The 23,655-nt window shown below is 63.8% G+C and carries 21 protein-coding genes and 1 tRNA gene; 9 read left to right on the top strand and 13 right to left on the bottom strand.

Translation table 11 applies throughout. The features are described from left to right. Positions 1-142 precede the first annotated feature (142 nt). From B0G81_RS19455 to B0G81_RS19480, 6 genes are all read right to left on the bottom strand, one after another. Positions 143-219, bottom strand: a tRNA-Val gene (locus tag B0G81_RS19455). 132 nt (positions 220-351) lie between these two features. Further along, entirely contained in the window at positions 352-2,595 is a 2,244-nt protein-coding gene (locus B0G81_RS19460; RefSeq protein ID WP_134138044.1) for a bifunctional (p)ppGpp synthetase/guanosine-3',5'-bis(diphosphate) 3'-pyrophosphohydrolase, read from the bottom strand. Positions 2,596-2,653: 58 nt separating this feature from the next. Continuing rightward, positions 2,654-3,007: a RidA family protein gene (locus tag B0G81_RS19465; RefSeq protein ID WP_106279733.1), complete on the bottom strand. Its 354-nt coding sequence runs from the start codon at positions 3,005-3,007 to the stop codon at positions 2,654-2,656. 83 nt (positions 3,008-3,090) lie between these two features. Continuing rightward, the gene (locus tag B0G81_RS19470; RefSeq protein ID WP_134138045.1) at positions 3,091-4,005 is read right to left on the bottom strand and encodes an alpha/beta hydrolase; all 915 of its coding nucleotides are present in this window, start codon (positions 4,003-4,005) and stop codon (positions 3,091-3,093) included. Positions 4,006-4,293: 288 nt separating this feature from the next. Further along, positions 4,294-4,935 (bottom strand): CoA transferase subunit B, encoded by a 642-nt coding sequence (locus B0G81_RS19475; protein WP_106279198.1) that lies wholly within the window; start codon positions 4,933-4,935, stop codon positions 4,294-4,296. 2 nt (positions 4,936-4,937) lie between these two features. Next, positions 4,938-5,642, bottom strand: coding sequence for a CoA transferase subunit A (locus B0G81_RS19480; protein ID WP_106279196.1), 705 nt, complete (start codon positions 5,640-5,642; stop codon positions 4,938-4,940). A 241-nt stretch (positions 5,643-5,883) separates the two neighbouring features. On the opposite strand from B0G81_RS19480, the gene B0G81_RS19485 reads away from it, so the two are divergent. Further along, a complete protein-coding gene (locus B0G81_RS19485; protein WP_106279195.1) occupies positions 5,884-6,429 on the top strand; it encodes a LuxR C-terminal-related transcriptional regulator in 546 nt (181 codons plus the stop codon). A 142-nt stretch (positions 6,430-6,571) separates the two neighbouring features. On the opposite strand, the gene B0G81_RS19490 is transcribed toward B0G81_RS19485, so the two are convergent. Further along, complete coding sequence (locus tag B0G81_RS19490) at positions 6,572-7,003, bottom strand: thioesterase family protein (RefSeq protein WP_041758509.1); 432 nt, start codon at positions 7,001-7,003, stop codon at positions 6,572-6,574. 186 nt (positions 7,004-7,189) lie between these two features. Then, positions 7,190-7,966 (bottom strand): SDR family oxidoreductase, encoded by a 777-nt coding sequence (locus B0G81_RS19495; protein ID WP_012433748.1) that lies wholly within the window; start codon positions 7,964-7,966, stop codon positions 7,190-7,192. A gap of 187 nt (positions 7,967-8,153) precedes the next feature. Between B0G81_RS19495 and B0G81_RS19500 the strand changes: the two genes are divergently transcribed. After that, entirely contained in the window at positions 8,154-9,827 is a 1,674-nt protein-coding gene (locus B0G81_RS19500; protein WP_134138046.1) for an electron transfer flavoprotein-ubiquinone oxidoreductase, read from the top strand. A 66-nt stretch (positions 9,828-9,893) separates the two neighbouring features. On the opposite strand, the gene B0G81_RS19505 is transcribed toward B0G81_RS19500, so the two are convergent. The 4 genes from B0G81_RS19505 to B0G81_RS19520 form a co-directional block, all read right to left on the bottom strand. After that, complete coding sequence (locus B0G81_RS19505; protein WP_134138047.1) at positions 9,894-11,372, bottom strand: tetratricopeptide repeat protein; 1,479 nt, start codon at positions 11,370-11,372, stop codon at positions 9,894-9,896. A 54-nt stretch (positions 11,373-11,426) separates the two neighbouring features. After that, positions 11,427-12,527, bottom strand: a complete 1,101-nt coding sequence (gene aroC / locus B0G81_RS19510) for a chorismate synthase (protein ID WP_106309582.1) — start codon at positions 12,525-12,527, stop codon at positions 11,427-11,429. Positions 12,528-12,901: 374 nt separating this feature from the next. After that, positions 12,902-14,839 carry an MFS transporter gene (locus tag B0G81_RS19515; protein WP_134138048.1) on the bottom strand — a complete coding sequence of 646 codons (1,938 nt, stop codon included), beginning with the start codon at positions 14,837-14,839 and terminating at the stop codon, positions 12,902-12,904. 280 nt (positions 14,840-15,119) lie between these two features. Continuing rightward, positions 15,120-15,581 carry a CBS domain-containing protein gene (locus B0G81_RS19520; protein WP_012433753.1) on the bottom strand — a complete coding sequence of 154 codons (462 nt, stop codon included), beginning with the start codon at positions 15,579-15,581 and terminating at the stop codon, positions 15,120-15,122. 240 nt (positions 15,582-15,821) lie between these two features. Here B0G81_RS19520 and B0G81_RS19525 point away from each other — a divergent pair, with 240 nt between their 5' ends. The 3 genes from B0G81_RS19525 to B0G81_RS19535 all read left to right on the top strand — a co-directional run bounded on the left by B0G81_RS19525 (position 15,822) and on the right by B0G81_RS19535 (position 18,494). Next, positions 15,822-17,165 carry an O-acetylhomoserine aminocarboxypropyltransferase gene (locus B0G81_RS19525; RefSeq protein ID WP_134138049.1) on the top strand — a complete coding sequence of 448 codons (1,344 nt, stop codon included), beginning with the start codon at positions 15,822-15,824 and terminating at the stop codon, positions 17,163-17,165. Continuing rightward, a complete protein-coding gene (locus B0G81_RS19530) occupies positions 17,162-17,995 on the top strand; it encodes an alpha/beta hydrolase (RefSeq protein ID WP_134138050.1) in 834 nt (277 codons plus the stop codon). Before B0G81_RS19525 ends, B0G81_RS19530 begins: the two co-directional genes overlap by 4 nt. 178 nt (positions 17,996-18,173) lie before the next feature. Beyond that, the gene (locus B0G81_RS19535) at positions 18,174-18,494 is read left to right on the top strand and encodes an Mpo1-like protein (protein WP_012433756.1); all 321 of its coding nucleotides are present in this window, start codon (positions 18,174-18,176) and stop codon (positions 18,492-18,494) included. 44 nt (positions 18,495-18,538) lie between these two features. Here the strand turns inward: B0G81_RS19535 and B0G81_RS19540 are convergent, their stop codons facing one another. After that, positions 18,539-19,852, bottom strand: coding sequence for a YihY family inner membrane protein (locus B0G81_RS19540; protein WP_208328545.1), 1,314 nt, complete (start codon positions 19,850-19,852; stop codon positions 18,539-18,541). A 121-nt stretch (positions 19,853-19,973) separates the two neighbouring features. Between B0G81_RS19540 and wrbA the strand changes: the two genes are divergently transcribed. The 4 genes from wrbA to B0G81_RS19560 are packed head-to-tail and all read left to right on the top strand — an operon-like array spanning position 19,974 to position 23,427. Further along, positions 19,974-20,576 (top strand): NAD(P)H:quinone oxidoreductase, encoded by a 603-nt coding sequence (wrbA, locus tag B0G81_RS19545; RefSeq protein WP_106309597.1) that lies wholly within the window; start codon positions 19,974-19,976, stop codon positions 20,574-20,576. Further along, complete coding sequence (locus B0G81_RS19550; protein WP_134138051.1) at positions 20,573-21,097, top strand: DUF2069 domain-containing protein; 525 nt, start codon at positions 20,573-20,575, stop codon at positions 21,095-21,097. Before wrbA ends, B0G81_RS19550 begins: the two co-directional genes overlap by 4 nt. A 55-nt stretch (positions 21,098-21,152) precedes the next feature. Further along, positions 21,153-22,571 carry an FAD-binding oxidoreductase gene (locus B0G81_RS19555; RefSeq protein WP_134138052.1) on the top strand — a complete coding sequence of 473 codons (1,419 nt, stop codon included), beginning with the start codon at positions 21,153-21,155 and terminating at the stop codon, positions 22,569-22,571. Between the two features lie 49 nt (positions 22,572-22,620). Continuing rightward, positions 22,621-23,427, top strand: coding sequence for a metallophosphoesterase (locus B0G81_RS19560; protein ID WP_134138053.1), 807 nt, complete (start codon positions 22,621-22,623; stop codon positions 23,425-23,427). Positions 23,428-23,655: the final 228 nt, after the last annotated feature.

Consider the following 23,655-nt stretch of genomic DNA (forward strand, 5'->3'; position numbering starts at 1 on the left):
GTGGCGAAAGTGGTCCTCGACTAGCGTCGCTCCGAAGTAGTCTCGGTCAACGTTCGCGGTGTCATAACCGTATTCGCCTTTTGCGCCAAAGGCGCTTACTGCAGCTTGCGAAACCCCGGCAAAGCCGGAATTTCTCTTTCGTTGGTAGGCTCGATTGGACTCGAACCAACGACCCCCACCATGTCAAGGTGGTGCTCTAACCAGCTGAGCTACGAGCCTGAAGAAACGAGATTATATGGAGCGCCACACTGCTTGGCAAGTACTTTTATGCACCGACTTTAAATTTCTACTCACGCGCTCGTGCATCCACCAGCGGATACGTCAATTGGCCATGCGTGCGCCGCACACTCGTCAACTCCTGCGTGAAGCGCGCACCACGCCCGTGACTTCGCCGAGCAACGTGCACGCGCGCTGAATCTGCGCCGCGCTCGACACCTCGACGGTAAATTGCATGAACGCAGCGTTACGGCGCGTCTGCGTTTTCACGCCGATCACGTTCATCTTCTCGCGCGCGAACACTTCGGAAATATCGCGCAGCAAGCCCTGCCGATCCGTTGCATCGATCGAGAGATCGACCGGATAGACCGACTGCCCGCGGCCGCTCATCACCTCCGCCGACCACGCCGTTTGCAACACGCGCTCCGGCGCGCGATCGGCCATGCGCAGGAACGTCGGGCAATCGCTGCGATGAATCGACATGCCTTTGCCGCGCGTAACGAAGCCGCAGATATCGTCAGGCGGCGCGGGCCGGCAGCAGCGCGCGAGTTGCGTGAGCAACGCATCGACACCGACCACCAACACACCAGTGGACGCGCCGCGCGCCACGCTCGCGCCACTACTGCGCTTCTCGAATTGCTCCGGCGCTTCGACCACCGGCTCAGGCGGCGGCGCATCGTGCAGCGCCTGCTCGACGAGCCGCAAGCTGAATTCTTCCTTGCCCACCACGGAGAACAAATCGTCGGTAGTCTTGAAGCCAAGCTTGGCCGCGAGCTGATCCAGATTGACCGACGTCTTGCCCTCGCGCTGCAAGGTCTTCTCGACCATCGCGCGGCCGCTCGCGATATGTTCCTGCACTTCGACCGCATTGAACCACGCGCGCACCTTCTGCCGCGCGCGCGGACTTTGCAGATAGCCGAGTTGCGGGTTAAGCCAGTCGCGCGACGGCCCGCCCTCCTTCACCGCGACGATCTCCACCGTCTGACCGTTTTGCAAAGGCGTGTTCAACGGCACCATCGCGCCGTCGACGCGCGCGCCGCGGCAACGGTGCCCCAACTCGCTATGCAAGTGGTACGCGAAATCGACAGGCGTGGCGCCGTGCGGCAACGGAATCACCCGCGCCTGCGGCGTCAGCACATAGATGTGGTCGTCGTCGAGCGTGGCCTGGCGCAGTTGTTCCCACGGCTGCGACGCGCGCTTCTCACCGTGCTCGCCTTCGGAGACTTCATCTTTCCATGCGAGCAACTGACGCAGCCACGCGATCTTCTCGTCGTACTTCTCGTTGGCGGCGAACTGGCCGCCGTAGCCGCGCGTGCCGGCTTCCTTGTAACGCCAATGCGCGGCCACGCCGTATTCGGCGAACTGATGCATTTCATGCGTACGGATCTGCACTTCGAACGCGCGGCCGTCGTCGCCGATCACCACCGTGTGCAGCGACTTGTAGCCGTTCGGCTTGGGCCGCGAAATGTAGTCGTCGAACTCTTTCGGCACCGGTTGCCACAGGTTGTGCACGATGCCGAGCACCGTGTAGCAATCCTTGATGTCCGGCACGATCACACGAAATGCGCGCACGTCGTACAGCTCGGCGAAATCCAGTTCCTTGCCGCGCATCTTGCGCCAGATGCTGTAAATGTGTTTTGGCCGACCGCTCACTTCCGCGCGAATATGCGCCGCGGCCAATTCCTTTTGCAGGCGTTCGATAGCCTGCGCGACATAGCTCTCGCGCTCAACGCGTTTTTCGTCGAGCAGTTTGGCGATGCGCTTATACGTGACCGGCTCTTCGAAGCGCAGCGCGAGATCCTCGAGCTCCCACTTCAGTTGCCAGATCCCGAGACGGTTGGCGAGCGGCGCATAGATATCGAGCGTCTCGCGCGCCACGTCCGGTGAAGGCGTGATTTTCGCCGCCGCGTAGTAACGCAGCGATTGCAGGCGCGATGCGAGCCGGATCAGCACCACCCGAATATCCTGCGCGAACGCGAGCAGCATCTTGCGCAGCGCCTCGACCTGCGCGCGGCGCGCGGTCTGCGCATCGCGCCCGGCTTCAGGCATGGCGTTCTGCGCGGCCCGCATGCTCACCGTGCCAAGGCGCAGCAACTTGCGCACGTCGCCGACCAGTTGCGCGACTTCTTCGCCGAAGTTGTCGGCGATCAGGCGCTCCGGGTCCTGCAGATGCGGCGTCAATGCAAACAGCGCCGCCGCCAGCACCGCCGGCGGATCGACATTGAGCTTGCGCATGATCGACGCCGTGCCCGCCGCGTGATCCGCCAGCATTTCGCCCGACGACAGCCGCACGTCGCCCGCATGTTCGCGCACGAACGCCATCGCTTCATCGAAAGAAGGAAGAGGGTTCGGCGCGTTCGTAACGGTTTCAGTATTCATGGTGCGACGGCCCACCGGGCCAGACGATTCAACGGAATTTCAACTGCACGTGCCCAGCTTACGCGCGCTGCGCAGCGACTACACAGATTTCGACCAGGCACTTCGGATTGGCGAGCTTTGCTTCCACGGTTGCGCGCGGCGGCGTGGCGCCTTGCGCAACCCACTCGTCCCACACCGCGTTCATGCCGGCGAAGTGCACCATGTCCGAGATGTAGATCTGCACCGACAGCAAGTGCGACTTGTCGCTATTCACCTCGCCCAGCAGACGGTCGATGTGGCCGAGCACTTCGCGCGTCTGACCCGTGATGTCCTGATCCGCGTCTTCGGCGATCTGGCCCGCGAGGTACACGGTGCCGTTATGCACGGCGATTTCCGAGAGGCGCTTACCGACGTGGTGACGAATGACTGCCATGGCGAATCCTGAGTTGGTTTGAAAATTGATCGGAGATGCGTTGCGCATCGCGCCTCGTCGAGGACGCCGCGCGGAACTGCATATTATGACGCGTCGGCGGCCGGTCCGATAAAGAACTGCCTCGCGATGTCGATCTGATCGGCCGACAGAAACGCCGGCGCGTGTCCGACACCGGCGATTTCCGCGCTCGACACCGCACGCCCGGTCTCGACCATCTTCGCAACGGTTTCACGCGAGAGCAGATCGGACAGCTCGCCACGCACCACCAGCACCGGCCCTTGAAACGAGGCCAGCGAATGCCACAGCGCGGCCTCGCCGAGCTTGGCCGCTTCCTCGGTGGTTGCCGTAAAGGGCTGCGCGATCCGCGGGTCGTAACGGAACAGCCACTTGCCGTCCTGTTCGTGCAGAAGCGGGGTGTTGATTTCGCGCCAGTCGTCAGGTGTGAGCGGACCAAAAGTCTGCGCGAGCAAGGCCGCGTAGTCGATACCTTGCTGCAGCGTTTCAAACTGCACGGGCTTGCCGAGATACTCTCCGATGCGTTGTACCGCAGCCGGCTCCAGATGCGGACCCACATCGTTCAGCAACATTTTGCGGATCGGCGTTTCGGGCAACCCGGCAAGTCCAAGCCCAATCAAGCCGCCCATGGACGTGCCGAACCAGTCGACCGTCTCGACATTCAGGCGCGCGATCAGCGTGACCATGTCGGCGACGTATTGCGGCACCGTATAAAAGTTGGGGTTGGCAAGCCACGATGACAAGCCCCGCCCCGCGACATCCGGGCACACCACGCGGTAAGTGCCCGCGAATTCCTCCGCGAGCCGGTCGAAATCGCGCCCTGAACGGGTCAAGCCGTGCACGCACAACAGCACGCGCGGATTGGCCGGGTCGCCCCACTCGGTATAAGCGATGCGGTGCAAGCCACCGGCGCTCGCGCACTGCACATAACGTTGGCGCGGCGCAAGCCGTCCGGTGATGGAAGCGAACGTGGTTGCGGTCATCTGGGTTCCTTGCAAAAGCGCTGCGAGTTCGGCCTGGGCACGGCAGGGACAGATATGCGTTCAATCTTCAAACGATTGTAAACCGCTTTGCCGAGCGGCAAGAGTCGGCCGGATGGCATAGGACGGCTCGAAACGAATGTCCGGCGCACAAAACAAAACGGGCGAGACTCACGCCTCGCCCGCCTGGGAACCGCCTCGCGGCCGCCTGCTGCTCACACCAGCCGCATCCGGCCGCACAGCGGCCTCAACAAGCCTCAAACCGCTTCAGACGGCCTCGCCGCGCGCCATTCAGCTAACCGCGCTCACATCGAGCGGCGCGCCCGTCTTGGCCTTGATTTCCTCGACGCTCACGCCCGGCGCCAGTTCGGTCACCTTCAGCCCGTTGTCCGTGACTTCGATCACGCCAAGGTCGGTGATGATCTGGTCGACCACGCCCACGCCCGTGAGCGGCAGCGTGCATTCGTCGAGGATCTTGTGCTGATCGCCCTTCGCGACGTGCTCCATCAGCACGACCACGCGCTTGACGCCCGCGACCAGATCCATCGCGCCGCCCATGCCCTTGATCATCTTGCCCGGGATCATCCAGTTGGCCAGATCGCCCTTCTTGCTGATCTGCATCGCGCCGAGAATCGCCAGATTGATGTGGCCGCCGCGAATCATCGCGAACGAATCCGCCGACGAAAAAATCGACGAACCCGGCAGCGTGGTCACCGTCTGCTTGCCCGCGTTGATCAGGTCTGCGTCCACTTCTTCTTCGGTCGGCGATGGGCCGATGCCGAGCAGGCCGTTTTCCGACTGCAGCCACACTTCGACGCCCGCCGGCACGTGATTGGCGACCAGCGTCGGCAAGCCGATGCCGAGGTTCACGTAGAAACCGTCCTGCAATTCTTTCGCCGCGCGTGCGGCCATTTCGTCACGAGTCCATGCCATGATCAGTCTCCTTTCGCGCGGACAATGCGTTGTTCAATGCGTTTTTCCGGATTCGCATTGAGCACAATGCGCTGCACGAAAATGCCAGGCGTATGGATCGCGTCCGGATCGAGTTCGCCCACTTCGACGATCTCTTCGACTTCCGCGACGGTGATCTTGCCGGCCATCGCGCACATCGGGTTGAAATTGCGCGCGGTGCGGCGGTAGATCAGGTTGCCCGACTTGTCGGCCTTCCACGCCTTCACCAAAGCGACGTCGGCCGTCAGCGAGTGTTCCAGCACGTAGTGGTTTTCGCCGAACTGGCGGGTTTCCTTGCCTTCGGCGATCAGCGTGCCGTAGCCGGTATTGGTGAAAAACGCCGGGATGCCCGAGCCGCCCGCGCGCAGCTTCTCGGCGAGCGTGCCTTGCGGCGTGAATTCGAGTTCGAGTTCGCCGGCCAGATACTGGCGTTCGAACTCCTTGTTCTCGCCGACATACGACGAGATCATCTTCTTGACCTGGCGCGTTTCGAGCAGCAGACCGAGGCCGAAACCGTCGACGCCCGCATTGTTGCTGATGCAGGTGATGCCCTGCACCTTCGAATCGCGCAGTGCGCCGATCAGCGCCTCCGGAATGCCGCACAGCCCGAAGCCGCCGACGGCAAACGTCTGCCCGTCCTTGACGATGTCTTTCAGCGCCTCGGCGGCGCCTGGATAGACCTTGTTCATCAGTATGTCCCTTCCTTTATGGAAACCCGAATTCGGATCGTTGCGGCTGATACGACGTTGCGCGGGCTCGAGCCCGACACGTCATTCTAGTCATCCCCGGCGGGCCGCGCCCCGATTTCGCTGCGCGTAGTACAAAGCCCGCCGCGGACGGCTTCGCCGCGTTGTCATGTGCTCGAAAGAGTACGCTGGGCGCGCCATGCGGCACAATACGCAAAAATACATAAGTACTTGCCGCCAATTCATGCCCGCACTGGATTATCAAACCGCGTTCCAGCTCGCTCCAATCGGACTCGTCCTGTCGCGCGAACGAACTATCGAAGACTGCAATGACGAGCTTGCGTCCATATTCGGCTGCACGCGAGAGTCGCTGCTCGGCCAGTCGTTCCAGGTGCTGTATCCGTCCACAGACGAATTCGAGCGGATCGGCGCGCGGATTCCGCCCATCATGACGGCGCACGGCAGCTACGCGGACGACCGCATCATGAAGCGGGCCAACGGGGAATTGTTCTGGTGCCACGTGACGGGCCGCGCGCAGGAACGCGCCGACCCGCATGCGGCGGGCGTCTGGACCTTCGAGGACTTGAGCGCGACACGGCGCGTGGCGGTCGAGCTGACACCGCGCGAACGCGAAATCGCCGCGCAACTGGTGACGGGAAAGACCAGCAAGCAGATCGGCCGGGTGCTGGATATCAGCCCGCGCACCGTCGATGTCTACCGGGCGCGGCTAATGCGCAAATACGATACGGGTAACGCGACGGAACTGTTGCAGCGCCTGCTCGGGCATTGAAGCAGCGGCGCGTGTGTCGGGACGCTGGTTCGCGCGACGCTGAGTCGCGCCTTTAGCAGGCCACCTCAAAGGCAAGCGGCAATGCACGGCGACGTTAGCGAACGCCGCCAGTTCGCCACGAAAATCGGCTGAGGGCCGGCTATTACGCCACCTTGACCAGCGCCGCCCGCTCGATAGTTTCGCGCAGCAGGTCCGGCACCGGCACCGACTTGCCCGCCGCGTAATCGATCCAGACGCAGCGCGCGGCGCCGCGTGCATAGACGGTATTCGGATCGTCCGCGCGCACGAGTTCGAAACCCGTGTCAAAGCTGCTGCGGCCGGGCGTGGCCACCGTCATCCGGCCGATCACGTCGCCGGGATAATGCAGTTGCTTGAGAAACTCCATCGACGCATTGACGATCACCGGACCCTGGCCGTCGGCGTTGTTACCGGCCAGGCCCAGCTGTTCGAACCAGGAAATCCGCACCTGCTCCATGTAGCGGAAATAGACCGTGTTGTTCACATGGCCGAAGGCGTCCATGTCGCCCCAGCGGATCGGCATCGACATCTCGAAAACTGCGTGAAAATCGCTCATCGTACTTCTTTAACGGGTTGAAATCAGGTTGAAGCCGGCGCGCGGACCGGCGTAGAGACAGGCAACAACATAGCGCGCGCCCTCAAAGAGACAAAGGCCCGAGGTTGTAAAACAGTTTCTTCGAACGGACGCAAATCCGGGCCCTCGCGACCTGCAAGCACGAGCGCCGGCCGCGCCGTCTTGCGTTCAGGAGAGCCCGAAGCCGTCGTCGGCGGCAATCACCGAGCCGTTGATGAACTGCGATTCGTCCGCCGCCAGCAGCAGCAGGAGCCCGTCCAGATCTTCCGGTTTGCCGACGCGGTGACGCGGCAGCATCGACACGAGCTTCTGCCCTTGCTCCGTCGACCAGTGATGGTGATTGATCTCCGTGTCGATATAGCCCGGGCAGATCGCGTTCACGTTGATGCCGTGCTTGCCCCACTCCAGCGCCATGGCTTTCGTCATATGCACGACAGCCGCCTTGCTGATCGAATACAGGCCGATCTGCGGCAGCACGCGCAAACCCGCCATCGACGCGATGTTGATGATGCGGTACGACGGCTTCTGCGCGCCGTTGCCGCGCATGATCATGCGCTTGGCGACTTCCTGAGCGACGAAGAACGCGCCGCGCGTGTTGGTATCGAACACATATTCGAAGTCGGCGGGCGTGACTTCCGAGAGCTTCTGCGTGGTCGACACGCCCGAATTGTTCACCAGAATATCGATCGTGCCGGCCTCGGTCTCCGCATGGGCGACCGCCGACTTGATGCTCTGGTAGTCGGTCACGTCGAGCGAAACGACGTGCGCCGCGCCGCCGGAGGCCTCGATCTCGGCGCGCAACTCCTTCAGACGCTCGGTCCGCCGGCTCGCCAGCACGACCTTGGCGCCCGCCTGCGACAACACTTGAGCAAAGCGCTTTCCCAACCCGCTTGAGGCGCCGGTAATCAGCGCGACCTTGCCTTCCAGATTGATCGAACGGCCCATTGTCGTTCCTTGTTCGGTTGTTGTTACGGCTGCGGTTGACGGGTGCGGTAAGACCGTCACTACGGGTCATACCGTATCATAGAAATAGAACGATCGTGCTAATCTCTGCTCATCTGGTTGCAGTGCGGGTGTGCATCGCCCACAATACGAACCCGAAAAAAGCATTCTAACGGTAAGAGGAGCATCAATGACCCCCGCAAGTCTCATTGAGCAATACGGTCCACGCGAGTCGATGGAATACGACGTCGTGATCGTCGGTGGAGGCCCGGCCGGCCTGTCCGCAGCGATCCGCCTGAAGCAGCTGGCAGCGGAAAAAGGCGTCGAGCTTGGCGTGTGCGTACTGGAAAAAGGCTCGGAGATCGGGGCGCATATTCTCTCGGGCGCGGTGATGGATCCGCGCGCGATCACCGAACTGATTCCGGACTGGAAAGAAAAAGGCGCGCCGCTGACGGTGGACGTGACCGAAGACAAATTCCTGTTCCTGACCGAAACCGGCTCAAAGAGCGTGCCGACCTGGGCGTTGCCGGACAATTTCAAGAATCACGGCAATTACGTGATCAGCCTCGCGAATGTCACGCGCTGGCTGGGTCAGCAGGCCGAAGCGCTGGGCGTGGAAATCTTCCCGGGCTTTCCGGCGGCGGAGATTCTGTATAACGACGATGGTTCGGTCAAAGGCGTCGCGACCGGCAACCTCGGCATCGGCAAGGACGGCGAGCCGACCGAGAACTTCCAGCTCGGCATGGAACTGCACGCGAAGTACACGCTCTTCTGCGAAGGCGCGCGTGGGCACCTGGGCCGTCAGCTGAACGATAAATTCAAGCTGCGCGAAGGCGCCGATCCTCAGGTCTACGGGATCGGCATCAAGGAACTGTGGGAAATCGATCCTTCGAAGCACAAGCCCGGTCTGGTGATGCACACCGCCGGCTGGCCGCTGGAGAACGATACTTACGGCGGCTCATTCCTGTATCACATGGACAACAACCAGGTGGTGGTGGGCTTTGTAGTCGGCCTCGGCTACACGAACCCGTATCTGTCGCCGTTCGAGGAATTCCAGCGCTACAAGACGCATCCGGCGATTCGCGCGGTGCTCGAAGGTGGCAAACGTGTGTCGTACGGCGCACGCGCGATCACGGCCGGCGGCCTGATGTCGCTGCCAAAGCTGGTGTTCCCGGGCGGCGCGCTGGTCGGCGACGATGCGGGTTTCCTGAATGCGTCGCGGATCAAGGGCTCGCATGCCGCGATCAAGACCGGCATGCTGGCTGCCGAAGCTGCTTTTGAAGCCGTGCAGGCAGGTCGCACCAGCGATGAACTCACCGCGTATCCGGAGAGTTTCAAGACTTCGTGGCTGCACACCGAACTGCACCGCGCGCGTAACTTCAAGCAGTGGATGAGCAAGGGCCTGTACCTCGGCACGCTGATGGTGGGCATCGAGCAGAAGCTGCTGGGCGGCAATGTACCGTGGACGCTGCATCACCAGCATTGGGATCACGAGATGCTGAAACCTGCGTCCCAATGCAAGCCGATCGTGTATCCGAAGCCCGATGGCAAGCTCACGTTCGACCGGTTGTCTTCCGTGTTCATCTCGAACACGAATCACGAAGAGAATCAGCCGGCTCACCTGACGCTGAAAGATCCGTCCGTGCCGGTGAATGTGAACTGGCAGACCTATGCCGGGCCGGAGTCGCGCTATTGCCCCGCTGCGGTTTATGAGTTCGTGAAGAACGACGACGGCAGCGAACGCCTCGTGATCAACGCGCAGAACTGCGTGCACTGCAAGACCTGCGATATCAAGGATCCGACGCAGAACATCGTGTGGGTCACGCCTGAAGGTGGCGGCGGTCCAAACTATCCGAACATGTAATCGATGCTTCACTTGCCTTCGCAGCGCCTGCTTCTGAAAGCGGGCGCTCTGTGAAGGCAAGCAAACTCAACCCCGCCCCACCGCTTCAATCCGCTCTCGCACCTTCGCCACCACCGGCGCCCAGTCGCCGACATGCGGCTGTCGAACTAACTCGATCGAATCGTACCAGGCCGTCTCCGGCGATCCATCGCCCCAGAACCAGGCGGACACGTGGTCGATCATCAAACAGGTCGGCACGCCGAGCGCCCCCGCAAGATGCGCGGGCCCGCTATCGATCGTGACGACCAGATCCAGATTCGCAAGCAACGCTGCGACATCGTCGAAGCCTGATTGAAAATGATGCGTTAGATCGACGACGTCGAGACCCTTGGCCCGCCACTGCGCGACCGTCTCTCCGCGCCCCGGCGACACAGCGAAATAGGTCACACCGGCTACATTCAACAGCGGTTCGATTTGCTCGGCCGGCACCGAACGCCGCATATCGCGGATATGGTCCGGATTGCCGTTCCACACCAGACCGACCTTGCGATTGCCGCGCTTACCCGCCGTGTGCGCTTCGACTCGCTCACGCCATGTCTGCTCAAGAGCAGGATCAGCGCTCAAGTACGGCGCGCCCCACCCCGTTGCGTCGACAATACCAAGCCGCAGCGGCAGGCTCATCAGCCCGCAATGAAAATCCGGCTGCGTCTCCAGACTCGTTTCGAGCGGCAAATCGGCGGGCAGCATTCTTTCGAATAGATGTCGCAACGGTCCGTCGTGGCCGAAAATCACGCGGCCGCCCTCGCGCCGCGCCCGCTCGGCCAGCATCGGCAAAAAACGCACTGCCCAGAGGCAATCGCCATTGCCTTGTTCGCCGTACACCACCAGCGTTTTGCCGGCAAGCGATTCGCCCTGCCAATGCGCGCTGATCGCCGCGAGGGCTTGCTGCGCGTTATTCAGCTCGCCCGCCGCGAACGCGATGCGCGACTCGTAATGCGTCCAGCCATCGGCAAAACGTCCACTGCGAATCTCGAGTTCCGACAGATCGAACAACGCATGGGCGTTGTGCGGCGAAAGCGCCAGCACTTGCCGTAGCAACGCCTCGGCCTCGGCGAATCGCGCCTGCTCCTTGATACACAGCGCCAGCTTGTGAAGCGCGACCGGATTACCCGGCACGACGCGCACGGCTTCGCGTAAATACGCTTCGGCTGCGGCGAAGTCATCGCGCTGCTGGACGGCCGCCGCGCGCCAGATCAACGCGTTGGCGTCTTCGGCATGACGCGCGAGCAGCAGGCCGGTGGCCGAGTCGACCAATGCCCAGTCGCGCAACACGAACGCCGTTTGCGCAATCGTATGCAGCAGTGTCGGTTCGCAGGAAGGATCGAGTTGATAGGCGCGCACCAGCGCGGCAAGTGCCTCGCGCTGGCTCGCCTTGTCGCGGCCGGCGTGTTGCAGCAGCGCCAGACCGAACGCCAGGCAGTCGCCTGCGGCGGCGTCGGGCGCGGCGGCTTGCGCACGCAGACCCGCGAGCTGGCTCGCGGACGGCGCGGAGTTGAGATCGGTCATGGAGAAAGGCACTGCCCTCGGAGAACGGGTACAGAGCTGCCTGAAGCAGGCCCGTTAAGGCGCGCTCGCCGCGATCTTCGGCGTGCTGACGGCTACGTCGCCGCATTGCGCGCGATGGCGCAGCGCATGGTCGATCAGCACCAGCGCGAGCATGGATTCAGCGATCGGCGTCGCGCGGATGCCGACGCACGGGTCATGCCGTCCGAACGTTTCGACGACGACCGGCTGCCCCGCCTTGTCGATCGAGCGGCGCGGAGTGCGAATGCTCGACGTCGGCTTGATCGCGATCGACACTGTCACGTCCTGGCCGGTCGAGATACCGCCGAGCACACCGCCCGCGTGATTGCCGACGAAACCCTCCGGCGTCAATTCGTCGCCATGCACCGAGCCGCGCTGCGCGACGCTGGCAAAGCCCGCGCCGATCTCGACACCCTTCACTGCGTTGATGCCCATCATGGCGTGCGCAATGTCCGCGTCGAGGCGGTCGAACAACGGCTCGCCGAGGCCGACCGGCACGCCCGACGCCACGACGTTGATGCGCGCGCCGATCGAGTCGCCGTCTTTGCGCAGCGCGTCCATGTAGGCTTCGAGCTGCGGCACGATCTGCGCGTTAGGCGCGAAGAACGGGTTCTCGCGCACGTGCGCCCAATCGACGAACGGCACGTCGATCTCGCCGAGCGCCGCCATATACCCGCGAATCTCGGTGCCGAATTTCTCGCGCAGCCATTTCTTGGCGACCGCGCCCGCGGCCACCGTCGGCGCCGTGAGGCGAGCCGACGACCGGCCGCCGCCGCGATAGTCGCGGATGCCGTATTTCTGCCAATAGGTGTAGTCGGCGTGGCCCGGGCGGAACGTGTCGGCGATGTTGCCGTAGTCCTTGCTGCGCTGGTCCGTATTGCGGATCAGGAGCGCGATCGGCGCGCCGGTGGTCTGGCCTTCGAACACGCCCGACAGAATCTCGACCTTGTCTTCTTCCTGACGCTGCGTGACGTGGCGCGACGTGCCGGGCTTGCGGCGGTCGAGTTCGAACTGGATGTCGGCTTCGTTGAGCGCCATGCCCGGCGGGCAGCCGTCGATCACACAGCCGATAGCGGGACCGTGCGATTCGCCGAAGGTCGTGACAGTGAAAAGCGTACCGAGCGTGTTGCCGGACATGGGCGTCGTCCAAAGAAATGCGGGGAAAGCGTCATTATGCCAGCCCCGTGGCGTCTGGACCGCGTCGCGCGGCCGCTTTGGCCGATCGGCCAGGGGTGCCTGCACGAGCGCTTCCCGCTCGATCACCCAGTTTGTCAGGACACACGCCGCGCGATGTAGGAACGTTCGCATCGCCGCCGGCCCAAGTCACTCAGGCTGCGGGAACGCAAAACATCGCGAGTCGGAAATTTCTGCGCCGATATTGCGCACAGCCTGGCCGGGCAATCTACGCCTGGCCGGCGCCGGCATTTCACCACCTTTCACCCGAGCCCCGCCCGCGCTGGCATCTTTCGTTTTCCGTGACGCCGTTGGCGGGCTTCAGCGCCGTGGTCACGCTATTTCCGTGCTCCGCGCAACTCGGTGACGATCTGCTGCAACTTCTCCGGCGTCGCCAACGCCGGCTCGATCGGCTCGCCCACCGCCAGCGTCAGGCGACTCATGACGCCCTTCTGGATCGGCCGCGGCCAGCGCGCGTCGCCCGCGCGCGAAAACACGCTGCCCCACAGGCCGCGCAACGCCATGGGAATGACCGGCGCCGGCGTGCGCCGGATGATCTCGGTGACGCCATGACGGAACGGATTCATGTCGCCGGTTCTGGTCAGCTTGCCCTCCGGGAAGATGCAGACCAGATCGCCCTCCGCGAGCGCCTGCGCGCAGCGCTCGTAGGCGCGCGTCAGCAGTTGGGGATCCTGATGCGCGGGCGCGATCGGAATCGCTTTGGCGTGACGGAACACCCAGCCGGCGAACGGCGATTTGAAGATCTGATGGTCCATCACGAAACGGATCGGCCGCGGGCTCTCGGCCATGATGACGATCGCGTCGACGAAACTCACGTGATTGCAGACCAGCACGGCCGCGCCCTCTTCCGGAATGCGCTCGGCATGGACGAGGCGAATCCGGTAGAACGTGTGCACCAGCACCCATGCGATGAAGCGCAGCAGAAACTCCGGCACCAGCGAGTAGATATACGTCGCCACCACGATGTTGAGGAGCGCGGTGACGAGGAAAATCGCGGGAATGCTGAAGCCCGCAGAAGTCAGAGCGACGGCCATCAGCGACGAGACGATCATGAACAGCGAGTTCAGGATATTGTTCGCCGCGATGATGCGCGCACGGTGGCTCGGCTGGCTGCGGCTCTGGATCAGCGCATACAGCGGCACGCTGTAGAAGCCGCCGAACATGGCGAGCAGGAACAGATCGGCCAGCACTCGCCAGTGCGGGGGCCGCAGAATGAACTCGCCGACGCTCAGCAGATGTCCCGGCAGCGGCAACGCGTGGCTGGCGAAAAACAGGTCGATCGCGAACACGCTCATGCCGATCGAACCGAGCGGCACGAGCCCGATTTCGATGCGCCGCTTCGAGAGCTTTTCGCACATCAGCGAGCCGAGGCCGATGCCGATCGAGAAGGTGCCGAGCAGCACCGTCACGACGTCCGGATCGGCGGACAGCACGTTCTTCGCGAAACTGAAAAACGACGACAGGAAAATCGCGCCGACGAACCACAACCAGGAAATCCCGAGCAGACTCAGAAACACGGTGCGATTCTCGTGCGCCAGTTTGAGGTTGCGCCACGTCTCGCTGACCGGATTCCAGTTGATGCGCAAATCGGCCTGCGGCGCCGGCGTGGCCGGCACAAAGCTCGACACCACGCGCCCCACCAGCGCGATCGCGACGCACGCGCAAGCCAGCACCACCGCGCCATGTTCGACAAAACCCGCGCCCACCCCGCCGACGATCGTACCGATCAGGATCGCCACGAAGGTGCCCATTTCGACCATGCCATTGCCCCCCACCAGTTCCGACTTCGACAGATGCTGCGGCAAATAGGAGTATTTGACCGGCCCGAACACGGTGGAATGCACGCCCATCAGAAACGTGCACAGGTACAGAAGCGGCGCGCTATGCAGCCAGAAACCCGCGCCGCCAACCAGCATCACGACGATTTCGAAACTTTTGACGAAGCGCGTGAGCATCGCCTTGTCGTACTTGTCGGCGATCTGGCCGGAAGTGGCCGACAGCAGCACGAACGGCAGAATGAAAATGGCCGAGATCAGGAACGCCGCCGTTTTCGGATCGACTCCGGAAAAGCGCGCCGCCTGATACGTGACAAGCGACGTGAAGCCGATCTTGAACACGTTGTCGTTCATCGCGCCGAGGAACTGGGTCCAGAAAAACGGCGCGAAACGGCGCTGACTGAGCAGCCGGAACTGGGATTCGTGCGCCTCGTGTTGACGGGCAGCGCGGCGGGCAGCAGGTAACGGACGATCGCTCATGGAATTCCAAACACAGGCTGGAAGAACGACATGGAAGAAAGTGCCATGCACGGTGTTGCGTGTGGGCGGGTCGCCGGGCGGCGCGCGGTGCCGGACTGCAAATCCATTGCGCGCGCTCGCACCGGCCTCGGCGTCGAGCCGGCCACCGAACTGGACAGCAAACTGCAACTGAGGCTGAACCCAGCGCCGGACACAAAAAAAGCGCACGCTTTCGCGCGCGCCTCGACTGCCTTTTCGCGCTCACAGCAACGACCAGCGCGTCGCAGTGAATCGCCGCGCCTTAACGCGCCGGCTGCTGTTCCTGCTGTTCTTCCGGCCAGTCGCGGATGTAGGCCTTAAGCATGCGGTTTTCGAAGCCCTGCTCTTCGACCACTGCCTTGGCGACGTCGTAGAACGAAATCACGCCCATTAGCGTGCGGCTTTCCAGCACCGGCAGATAACGCACGTGATGCTCGAGCATCATGCGGCGGACCTCGTTGACGTCCGTTTCCGGCGTGCAGGTGAGAGGATGGTCGTCCATCACCTTGCGGATCGTGGAAGTTCCGACGCTGCCGCCATTCTTGCTCAGCGTCAGCATGATTTCGCGGAATGTGAGCATGCCGACGAGGTCGCCGTACTCCATCACCACCAGCGAGCCGATGTCGTGTTCGGCCATGGCATTGACTGCGTCGTGCAGCGTGGTATCCGGCGTGACCGTGAATAGGGTATTGCCTTTGACTTTGAGAATGTCGCTGACTCGCATGATCTGTCTCCCGTAGTGCCCGCTAAGCTGGTAAAGCATCGATGTTTTTCGATCCTAGCGGAAAGACCCATAAAAGGAAAGCGGCCCGCCCACCAAGGCGCAGCGGGCGTTCGCCGGTTCGAAGCGGTGCTTGCGCGCGCACCCGCATCGGGAAAACCGCGCTTGAAGCGCCGCATGCCGGTGATAGGATGGCCGCCACTTTCACCATTCGCGAGGCCGTCCGTGGCCTCGCCGTCCAGCATGTCCGCCAACCGTTTCGACACGCTTGCGCTGCACGCCGGCGCTGCTCCCGACCCGACAACCGGCGCGCGCGCCACGCCGATTTACCAGACTACCTCGTTTTCGTTCCGCGACTCGGACCACGCCGCGGCGCTCTTCAATATGGAGCGCGCCGGTCACGTGTACTCACGCATCTCGAACCCGACCGTGGCCGTGTTCGAGGAACGCGTCGCCGCGCTGGAAAACGGCGCGGGCGCGATCGGCACGGCGAGCGGCCAGGCGGCTTTGCATCTGGCCATCGCCACACTGATGGGCGCGGGCTCACACATCGTCGCCTCCAGCGCGCTGTACGGCGGCTCGCACAATCTGCTGCACTACACGTTGCGGCGCTTCGGTATCGAGACGACCTTCGTCAAGCCCGGCGACCTCGACGCGTGGCGCGCCGCGCTGCGTCCGAATACGCGGTTGCTGTTCGGCGAAACACTCGGCAATCCGGGCCTCGACGTGCTCGATATCGCCGCCGTGGCGCAGATCGCGCATGAGCACCGCGTGCCGCTGCTGGTCGACTCGACGTTCACCACGCCTTATCTGCTTCGACCGTTCGAACACGGCGCGGACTTCATATATCACTCAGCGACCAAATTTCTCGGCGGCCATGGCACGACGATCGGCGGCGTGCTGGTGGACGGCGGCACGTTCGACTTCGAAGCCTCCGGGCGTTTTCCCGAAGTCACCGAGCCTTACGACGGCTTTCACGGCATGGTGTTCAGCGAGGAAAGCACCGTCGCGCCGTTCCTTCTGCGAGCACGCCGCGAAGGCCTGCGCGACTTCGGCGCCTGCCTGCATCCACAGGCCGCGTGGCAACTGCTGCAAGGCATCGAAACGCTGCCATTGCGGATGGAGCGGCACGTTGCCAATACACGCCGCGTGGTCGAATTCCTGGCCGGTCACGCGGCAGTCGAATCGGTCGCCTATCCGGAGTTGCCCACGCACCCGGATCACGCCCTTGCGAAGCGCCTGCTGCCGCGCGGCGCCGGCGCGGTGTTCAGCTTCAATCTGCGCGGCGACCGCGCCGCCGGGCGCAGTTTCATCGAGGCGCTCTCGCTGTTCTCGCATCTCGCGAACGTGGGCGACGCGCGCTCGCTGGTGATCCATCCCGCATCGACCACGCACTTTCGCATGGACGCCGCCGCGCTCGCCGCGGCCGGCATCGCCGAAGGTACGATCCGCCTCTCGATCGGCCTTGAAGACCCGGACGATCTGATCGACGACCTCAAGCGCGCGTTGAAAGCCGCACAGAAAGCGAGCGCGACGAGCGCGCCGCGTGACGGCTCAGCCGCCCAACCCCGCCCGGAGTCAGCATGATCCTGACCGTTCAAGGCAAACCCGCCTACGCGTACACCGGCGGCAAAGCGTTCGATGCGAACCTGCCGACCGCCGTCTTCCTCCACGGCGCCGAGCACGATCACAGCGTGTGGGCGCTGCAAACCCGCTACTTCGCGCATCACGGCTTTGGTGTGCTGGCCGTCGATCTGCCCGGCCACCGCCGCAGCGCGGGCCCGGCTATGACCGCGGTGCCGGCCATGGCCGACTGGCTGGCCGCGCTGCTCGATGCCGCCGGTGTGCAACGCGCCTTCGTGGCCGGCCACAGCATGGGCTCGCTGATCGCGCTCGACTTCGCGGGCCGCTATCCGGAGCGGGCAACGCATCTCGCCCTGCTTGCCACGGCGATTCCGATGGCCGTCTCCGACGCGCTGCTCGACGCCGCCTTGCACCGTGAGCCCGAAGCGATCGCCATGGTCAATCAATGGTCGCATTCGACCTTCGCAGCCAAACCGTCCTTCCCCGGCCCCGGCTTCTGGCTGCACGGCATGAACCAGCGTTTGATGGAGCGTGTCTCGGCAAGCGGCGAGCCGAACCTGTTCCACACCGACTTCGCCGCCTGCAACAGCTACGCGGACGGCCTCGCCCGCGCCGCGCAGGTGCGCTGCGCCGTACGCCTGATCGTCGGCCGGCGCGATGCGATGACGCCGCCGCGCGCCGCCAAAGCACTTGCGGGCGCCCTGGCGCAGGCGGGCGTACCGGTCGACACGGTCACGCTCGAAGCCGGTCACGCGCTCATGTCCGAGCAACCCGACGCCACGCTCGACGCCCTCTTCGGCTTCGCTTCCAGAACGCCCCGCGAGGTCCGATAAACGTCACGAGCCGTCACGATAACCGCGCGAAGAGTGGCGCGCCATCGGCCGAATGGCCAGGTTGCGCGCGTCGGCCGATAGCCGCACAATGGGCCAAGCCTGTCCTGTTTTCGAGCGCGTGCATCTGCATATTCGTACGCGCCGAAGCATCGAGAAGCGTCGCAATCCGGAGGCCGTGATGGCTCAAACCGCGCACACCGATCACTTCGCGAGTTTCGCGGAGTTCTATCCGTACTATCTGAGCGAGCATCGCAACACGGTCTCGCGGCGGCTGCATTTCGTGGGATCGCTCGGCGTGATCGGCTGTCTCGCCATGGCGCTCGCCACTGGCGACTGGTTATGGCTGCCCGCCGCCGTGATCTGCGGATACGGCTTCGCCTGGGTCGGGCATTTCTTCTTCGAGAAGAACCGGCCGGCTACCTTCCGGCATCCGCTTTACAGCCTGATGGGCGACTGGGTGATGTTCAAGGACATCTGCGTCGGCAAGATTTCGCTGTAGCAATGCGCTGGTTTTCAGCGCCGACAGTACGCATTCCACGCGACTCAAGCCGCCTGATGCGGCATGGAAGGTGTGCCGGGTTCGCTCTGCTCGGCAGGCGCCGCACGAGCGGTCGCGCGCGCGGTCATCAACGCGGCGAGTGTGACTTTCAGCTTGTCGTTTTCCAGCGCCGCCAGCAGCATCTGGCCATCCACGCGGGTGGACGCCAGTTGCAGCTGATACTCGAGTTCGGCGCGGTCGATCACGAACAGCTCGAACAGGCGCTCAACCGTGATCTGCGCCGGATTCGCCAGCAACAGGAAGTGCGGACGCATGCCGTCCTCCTGCAAACGCGCGATCCATTCGATCTCCTCGAGTTTCTGCAGCAGGTTGATGGTGGTGTCCATATCGCGTCGAAGCATTCGCGAAAGTTCGGGTACGGTGTAGCCGCGCTTGCCGGCCTCACGCGCTTCCGAGAGCCGCGCGAGCAGTTCGAGCGAGTCGAACAGATTGCTGCCCTCGAAGGTGGGCCGATGAAACTGGCCGATGCGAATGGCCGGCAACGCGGACGCGATCATCGCGCCGGCAAGCGTAATGAACCAGCACAGATACATCCACACCAGGAATAGCGGCACGGCCGCGAAGGCGCCGTACACCGCGGTGTAGGTCGGAATGCGCCGCACGTAATAGCCGAAGCCGCGCTTCGCCAGTTCGAAGGCGATCGCCGCGGTCACGCCGCCAATCACCGCGTCGCGCCATTCCACGCGGCAATGCGGCAGGTAGACATAGAGAATCGTGAAGGCGAGCGCGGTGAGCGGCAGCGCCGCGCCCGCGAGCGCCCACTCGATGACGGGCGTCATGCGCTGCGCCGCCGTGAAGGTCATGGACTGCGTGAACAGATACGACGATATCGACAAACTCACGCCGATCAGAATCGGCCCGAGCGTGATGATCGCCCAGTACACCAGGATGCGCTGCGCGATAGGCCGCGCTTTGCGCACGCGCCAGATCACGTTGAAAGCGGATTCGACCGTCATCATCGTCATCACGGCGGTGACGAACAGAAAGATCATGCCGATGGTCGTGAGGCCCTTCGCCTTCGACGCAAACTGATTCAGATAGTTAAAAATCTGACTGTTGAGCTGCGCGGGCATCAGATGGTCGGCAAGAAAAATCTGCAGCGACATCTGGAACGAAGCAAAGATCGGAAACGCGGTGAACAGCGCGAACGCGACCGTCGCGAGCGGCACGAGCGAGAGCATGGTGGTGAACGTGAGGCTGCCGGCCACCTGCGGAATGCGGTCTTCGCTACTGCGCTGCGCGGCAAATTGCGCGAGCCGTTTGAGCGTGTCGAGATCGAAACGCACCCTGGACAACAAACCCCACCTCCTTGCTGCATGCACCGGTATGACAGGACCGCGCGCGAGACCTGGCCGAATGGCTATGGGCGGCCTGTGGAGCGGACCCAGCCCCTATAATACCCGTTCACCGATGAGGCCTATGAAAGACATTCTCGTGCTCTATTACAGCCGTCACGGCGCCACGCGCGAGCTCGCGCTGGCGATCGCGCACGGCGTCGACAGCGTTCCCGGCATGCAGGCTCGCGTGCGTACGGTGCCGGCGGTGTCCACCGTCTGCGAAGCGACCCAGCCCGATATTCCCGCCGAGGGGCCGCCCTACGTCGAACTGCGCGACCTTGAAGATTGCGCCGGTCTCGCGCTCGGTTCGCCTACCCGCTTCGGCAACATGGCCGCGTCGCTGAAATATTTTCTCGACGGCACCACGCCGCAGTGGCTGTCCGGTGCGCTTGCCGGCAAACCCGCTTGCGTGTTCACGTCGACCGGCAGTTTGCACGGCGGCCAGGAATCCACCCTGCTCTCCATGATGCTGCCGCTTCTGCATCACGGCATGCTGATCGTCGGTATTCCGTACACGGAGAGCGCATTGAGCACCACGCAAACCGGCGGCACGCCGTACGGCGCGTCGCATTTCGCGCGCGCGGGCAGCGCCGAACATGGTATCTCCGCGGACGAGAAGACGCTCGCCATCGCGCTCGGCGCGCGCGTCGCGCGCACGGCGGCATCCATGAGTGAAAGGCCGTGAACGAGCCGCAAGCGCAACCGGCCGCCGCGCCGAACACCGGCACCGCAACGCAGGCGCCCACGCCTCCAGCCGCTCCGCCCGTGCCGCGAAATCGCGCCGCCGCGCTCGGCGCCACCACGACCCTGGTTGCGCTGATCGTCGTGTCCGTCGTGTGGGAATGGTGGCTCGCGCCGCTGCGTCCCGGCGGTTCGGCGCTTGTGCTCAAGGCGGTGCCGTTGCTGCTCGCATTGCCTGGCGTCTGGCGGCATCGGCTCTATACGCTGCAATGGGCGTCGATGCTGATCCTGCTGTATTTTGCCGAAGGCATTGTGCGTGGCTGGAGCGACCGCGGGCCGAGCGCAGGGCTCGGCTGGCTGGAAGCCGTGCTCTCCGTGGTCTTCTTCGTCTGCTCGCTGGCCTACGTCGCGCCGTTCAAACGCGCGGCGAAACGAGCAGCAAAGCAGGCTGCAATTCGGCCCGAAATTCAGCCAGCCAATCACGCCGGAAGCGAGCCGGCAAATCACGCCAATCCGTCCGGCTGACAAAAAACGCTCCACCTCGCCCGACATTTCCGCCCGAATACGCTGACCGACCGACATGACCCAAACCGCTTTCCTCGCCCCCTGCCGCGACGCCGTCGGCACCGCGCAGGTGCTGACCGATCCGCATGACACCGCCCCGTATCTGACCGACTGGCGCCGCCGCTACACCGGCGCGGCGTGCGCGGTGCTGTGCCCGGCCACACCTGACGAAGTCGCGGCACTCGTGAAGCTCGCCGTCGAGCATCGCATCGCGCTGGTTCCGCAAGGCGGCAACACGGGCCTCGCCGGCGGCGCCACGCCGGACGCAAGCGGCGCGCAGGCGGTCATCAGCTTGCGGCGTCTGAACCGGGTGCGCGACATCGATCCGCACAACAATACGATCACGGTCGAAGCCGGCGTGATTCTCGCCGAAGTGCAGAAGCACGCCGACGAGGCCGGCCGCCTCTTCCCCTTGAGCCTTGCCGCCGAAGGCAGTTGCACGATCGGCGGCAATCTCGCCACCAATGCGGGCGGCACCGGCGTACTCCGCTACGGCAACGCCCGCGAGTTGTGCGTCGGGCTCGAAGTGGTCACGCCGCAAGGCGAACTGTGGGACGGCCTGCGCGGACTGCGCAAGGACAACACCGGCTACGATCTGCGTGACCTGTTCATCGGCGCGGAAGGCACGCTCGGCATCATCACCGCCGCCGTGCTCAAGTTGCATCCGCAACCGGCCGCGCGCGTCACGGCGCTCGCCGCGCTCGCGTCGCCGCATGCCGCGCTCGACTTTTTGTCGCTCACGCAGGGTGCCGCCGGGCCGCTGTTAACCGGTTTCGAATTGATGTCCGATTTCTGCCTGCGGCTGGTCGGCCGGCATTTCGAGCAGATGCGCTATCCGTTCGCCGAGCCGCACGCGCAAGTCGTGCTGCTCGAACTGTCGGACAGCGAAAGCGAGGAGCACGCGCGCCAACTGTTCGAGCGTCTGATGGAGACGGCGCTCGAAAGCGGCCTGGTGCAAGACGCGGTGGTCGCGGAAAATCTCAGCCAGTCGCGGGCGTTCTGGAATCTGCGTGAACACATTCCTCTCGCCCAGGCCGAGGAAGGCCTGAACATCAAGCACGATATCGCGGTGCCGATCTCGAGTATCGGCCACTTCATCGAGGAAACCGACGCGGCGATCGCGCGGGCCGTGCCCGGCGCGCGCATGGTGACGTTCGGCCATCTCGGCGACGGCAATCTGCACTACAACGTGCAGGCGCCCGAGGGCGGCGACGCGAAAGCGTTCCTCAGGCAATACCAGAGCCCGATCAACCGGATCGTCTACGACAGCGTGCACCGGCATCGCGGCAGCATCAGCGCGGAACACGGGCTCGGCCAGTTGAAGATCGACGAGGCGATGCACTACAAGCAGGACGTCGAGGTGCGGTTGATGCGAACCGTCAAACATGCGCTCGACCCGCTGAATCTGATGAATCCTGGCAAGGTGCTACGCTAACGTCTGAAGCTCCGCGTCCCCTGCGGAGGCCATTGCAGGAGTCGTGGTCGTGAAGATTCGAGTGCTGTCCGATCTACATCTGGAGAACGACGAGCCCGAGCTGATTCCGCATGCGCAGGCGGATCTGATCGTGCTGGCCGGCGACATCCACAATCACGCGGCCGGACCGCGCTGGGCCGCGCAAACTTTCGACGGCTCCGTGCCGGTGGTCTACGTGCCCGGCAATCACGAGTACTACGACGGCGAGTTCGGCGCGCTTGACGCCGCGCTTTATGACGCGGCAGCGCAGGTTGATAACGTGCACGTTTTGAACAACGCCGCGCTGGTCGACCCGCAAGGCCGGTGGCGCGTGCTCGGCACGACCCTGTGGACCGACTTCGCGTTGTACGGAAACGATCCGGACATGCTCGCCGAATCGATCGAGGCGTCGCGAAAGGCGATGCTCGACTTCCGCGGACTGATCCAGATGAACTGGCCGCACGACACCCACGACGCCACGCGCGACTTCACGCCCGGCGACTCGCTCGCGTTGCACCGGCAAGCGCGCGCCTGGCTCGAAAGCGAGCTGGCCAAACCGTTCGGCGGCAAGACGATTGTTGTCACGCATCACGCGCCGCATCGGCTGAGTCTGGCCGAGCGCTATGCACAAGACCTCGTGTCGGCGGGCTTCGTCAATCACTTGCCGGACCTCGTGGGGCCGCCTGTCGCGCTGTGGATTCATGGGCATACTCATACGCCGTTCGACTACAGCGTGAACGGCACGCGCGTGGTCTGCAATCCGCGCGGCTATCGCGACCGGCGTACTGGCCAGTTGGAGAATCCGCTTTTTGCGTGGGATAAGGTCGTCGAGATTTAGCGGTCGCTTGAGGTGGCTTGGGGCGCGCACGACTTGGCGCCGCTGATCGCTCGGGACGGCTGGGCTGGGCTGGGTTCGGCTGGGCTGGGTTCGGCTTGGCCGGTGCGGCGTTGCTCGGGTCGGCTTCGCTTAAATCCGCTTGGCTTGAATCGGCATGGATTGGATCCGCTTAGAGCCACTCGGGCCGACTCGAGTCCCTCGGCATAGTTGCCGCCTTGGGGCCGATCT

The organism is Paraburkholderia sp. BL6665CI2N2 (assembly GCF_004366535.1).
Taxonomy (GTDB): domain Bacteria; phylum Pseudomonadota; class Gammaproteobacteria; order Burkholderiales; family Burkholderiaceae; genus Paraburkholderia.

Excerpts from the sequence above, each read along its gene's own strand:
- B0G81_RS19505 (WP_134138047.1), bottom strand. The coding sequence starts at position 11,372 with ATGACCGATCTCAACTCCGCGCCGTCCGCGAGCCAGCTCGCGGGTCTG.
- B0G81_RS19485 (WP_106279195.1), top strand. The coding sequence starts at position 5,884 with ATGCCCGCACTGGATTATCAAACCGCGTTCCAGCTCGCTCCAATCGGA.
- wrbA (WP_106309597.1), top strand. The coding sequence starts at position 19,974 with ATGAAAGACATTCTCGTGCTCTATTACAGCCGTCACGGCGCCACGCGC.
- B0G81_RS19535 (WP_012433756.1), top strand. The coding sequence starts at position 18,174 with ATGGCTCAAACCGCGCACACCGATCACTTCGCGAGTTTCGCGGAGTTC.
- B0G81_RS19500 (WP_134138046.1), top strand. The coding sequence starts at position 8,154 with ATGACCCCCGCAAGTCTCATTGAGCAATACGGTCCACGCGAGTCGATG.
- B0G81_RS19520 (WP_012433753.1), bottom strand. The coding sequence starts at position 15,581 with ATGCGAGTCAGCGACATTCTCAAAGTCAAAGGCAATACCCTATTCACG.
- B0G81_RS19555 (WP_134138052.1), top strand. The coding sequence starts at position 21,153 with ATGACCCAAACCGCTTTCCTCGCCCCCTGCCGCGACGCCGTCGGCACC.
- B0G81_RS19515 (WP_134138048.1), bottom strand. The coding sequence starts at position 14,839 with ATGAGCGATCGTCCGTTACCTGCTGCCCGCCGCGCTGCCCGTCAACAC.
- B0G81_RS19495 (WP_012433748.1), bottom strand. The coding sequence starts at position 7,966 with ATGGGCCGTTCGATCAATCTGGAAGGCAAGGTCGCGCTGATTACCGGC.
- B0G81_RS19470 (WP_134138045.1), bottom strand. The coding sequence starts at position 4,005 with ATGACCGCAACCACGTTCGCTTCCATCACCGGACGGCTTGCGCCGCGC.
- B0G81_RS19465 (WP_106279733.1), bottom strand. The coding sequence starts at position 3,007 with ATGGCAGTCATTCGTCACCACGTCGGTAAGCGCCTCTCGGAAATCGCC.
- B0G81_RS19490 (WP_041758509.1), bottom strand. The coding sequence starts at position 7,003 with ATGAGCGATTTTCACGCAGTTTTCGAGATGTCGATGCCGATCCGCTGG.
- aroC (WP_106309582.1), bottom strand. The coding sequence starts at position 12,527 with ATGTCCGGCAACACGCTCGGTACGCTTTTCACTGTCACGACCTTCGGC.
- B0G81_RS19460 (WP_134138044.1), bottom strand. The coding sequence starts at position 2,595 with ATGAATACTGAAACCGTTACGAACGCGCCGAACCCTCTTCCTTCTTTC.
- B0G81_RS19480 (WP_106279196.1), bottom strand. The coding sequence starts at position 5,642 with ATGAACAAGGTCTATCCAGGCGCCGCCGAGGCGCTGAAAGACATCGTC.
- B0G81_RS19525 (WP_134138049.1), top strand. The coding sequence starts at position 15,822 with ATGTCCGCCAACCGTTTCGACACGCTTGCGCTGCACGCCGGCGCTGCT.
- B0G81_RS19475 (WP_106279198.1), bottom strand. The coding sequence starts at position 4,935 with ATGGCATGGACTCGTGACGAAATGGCCGCACGCGCGGCGAAAGAATTG.
- B0G81_RS19530 (WP_134138050.1), top strand. The coding sequence starts at position 17,162 with ATGATCCTGACCGTTCAAGGCAAACCCGCCTACGCGTACACCGGCGGC.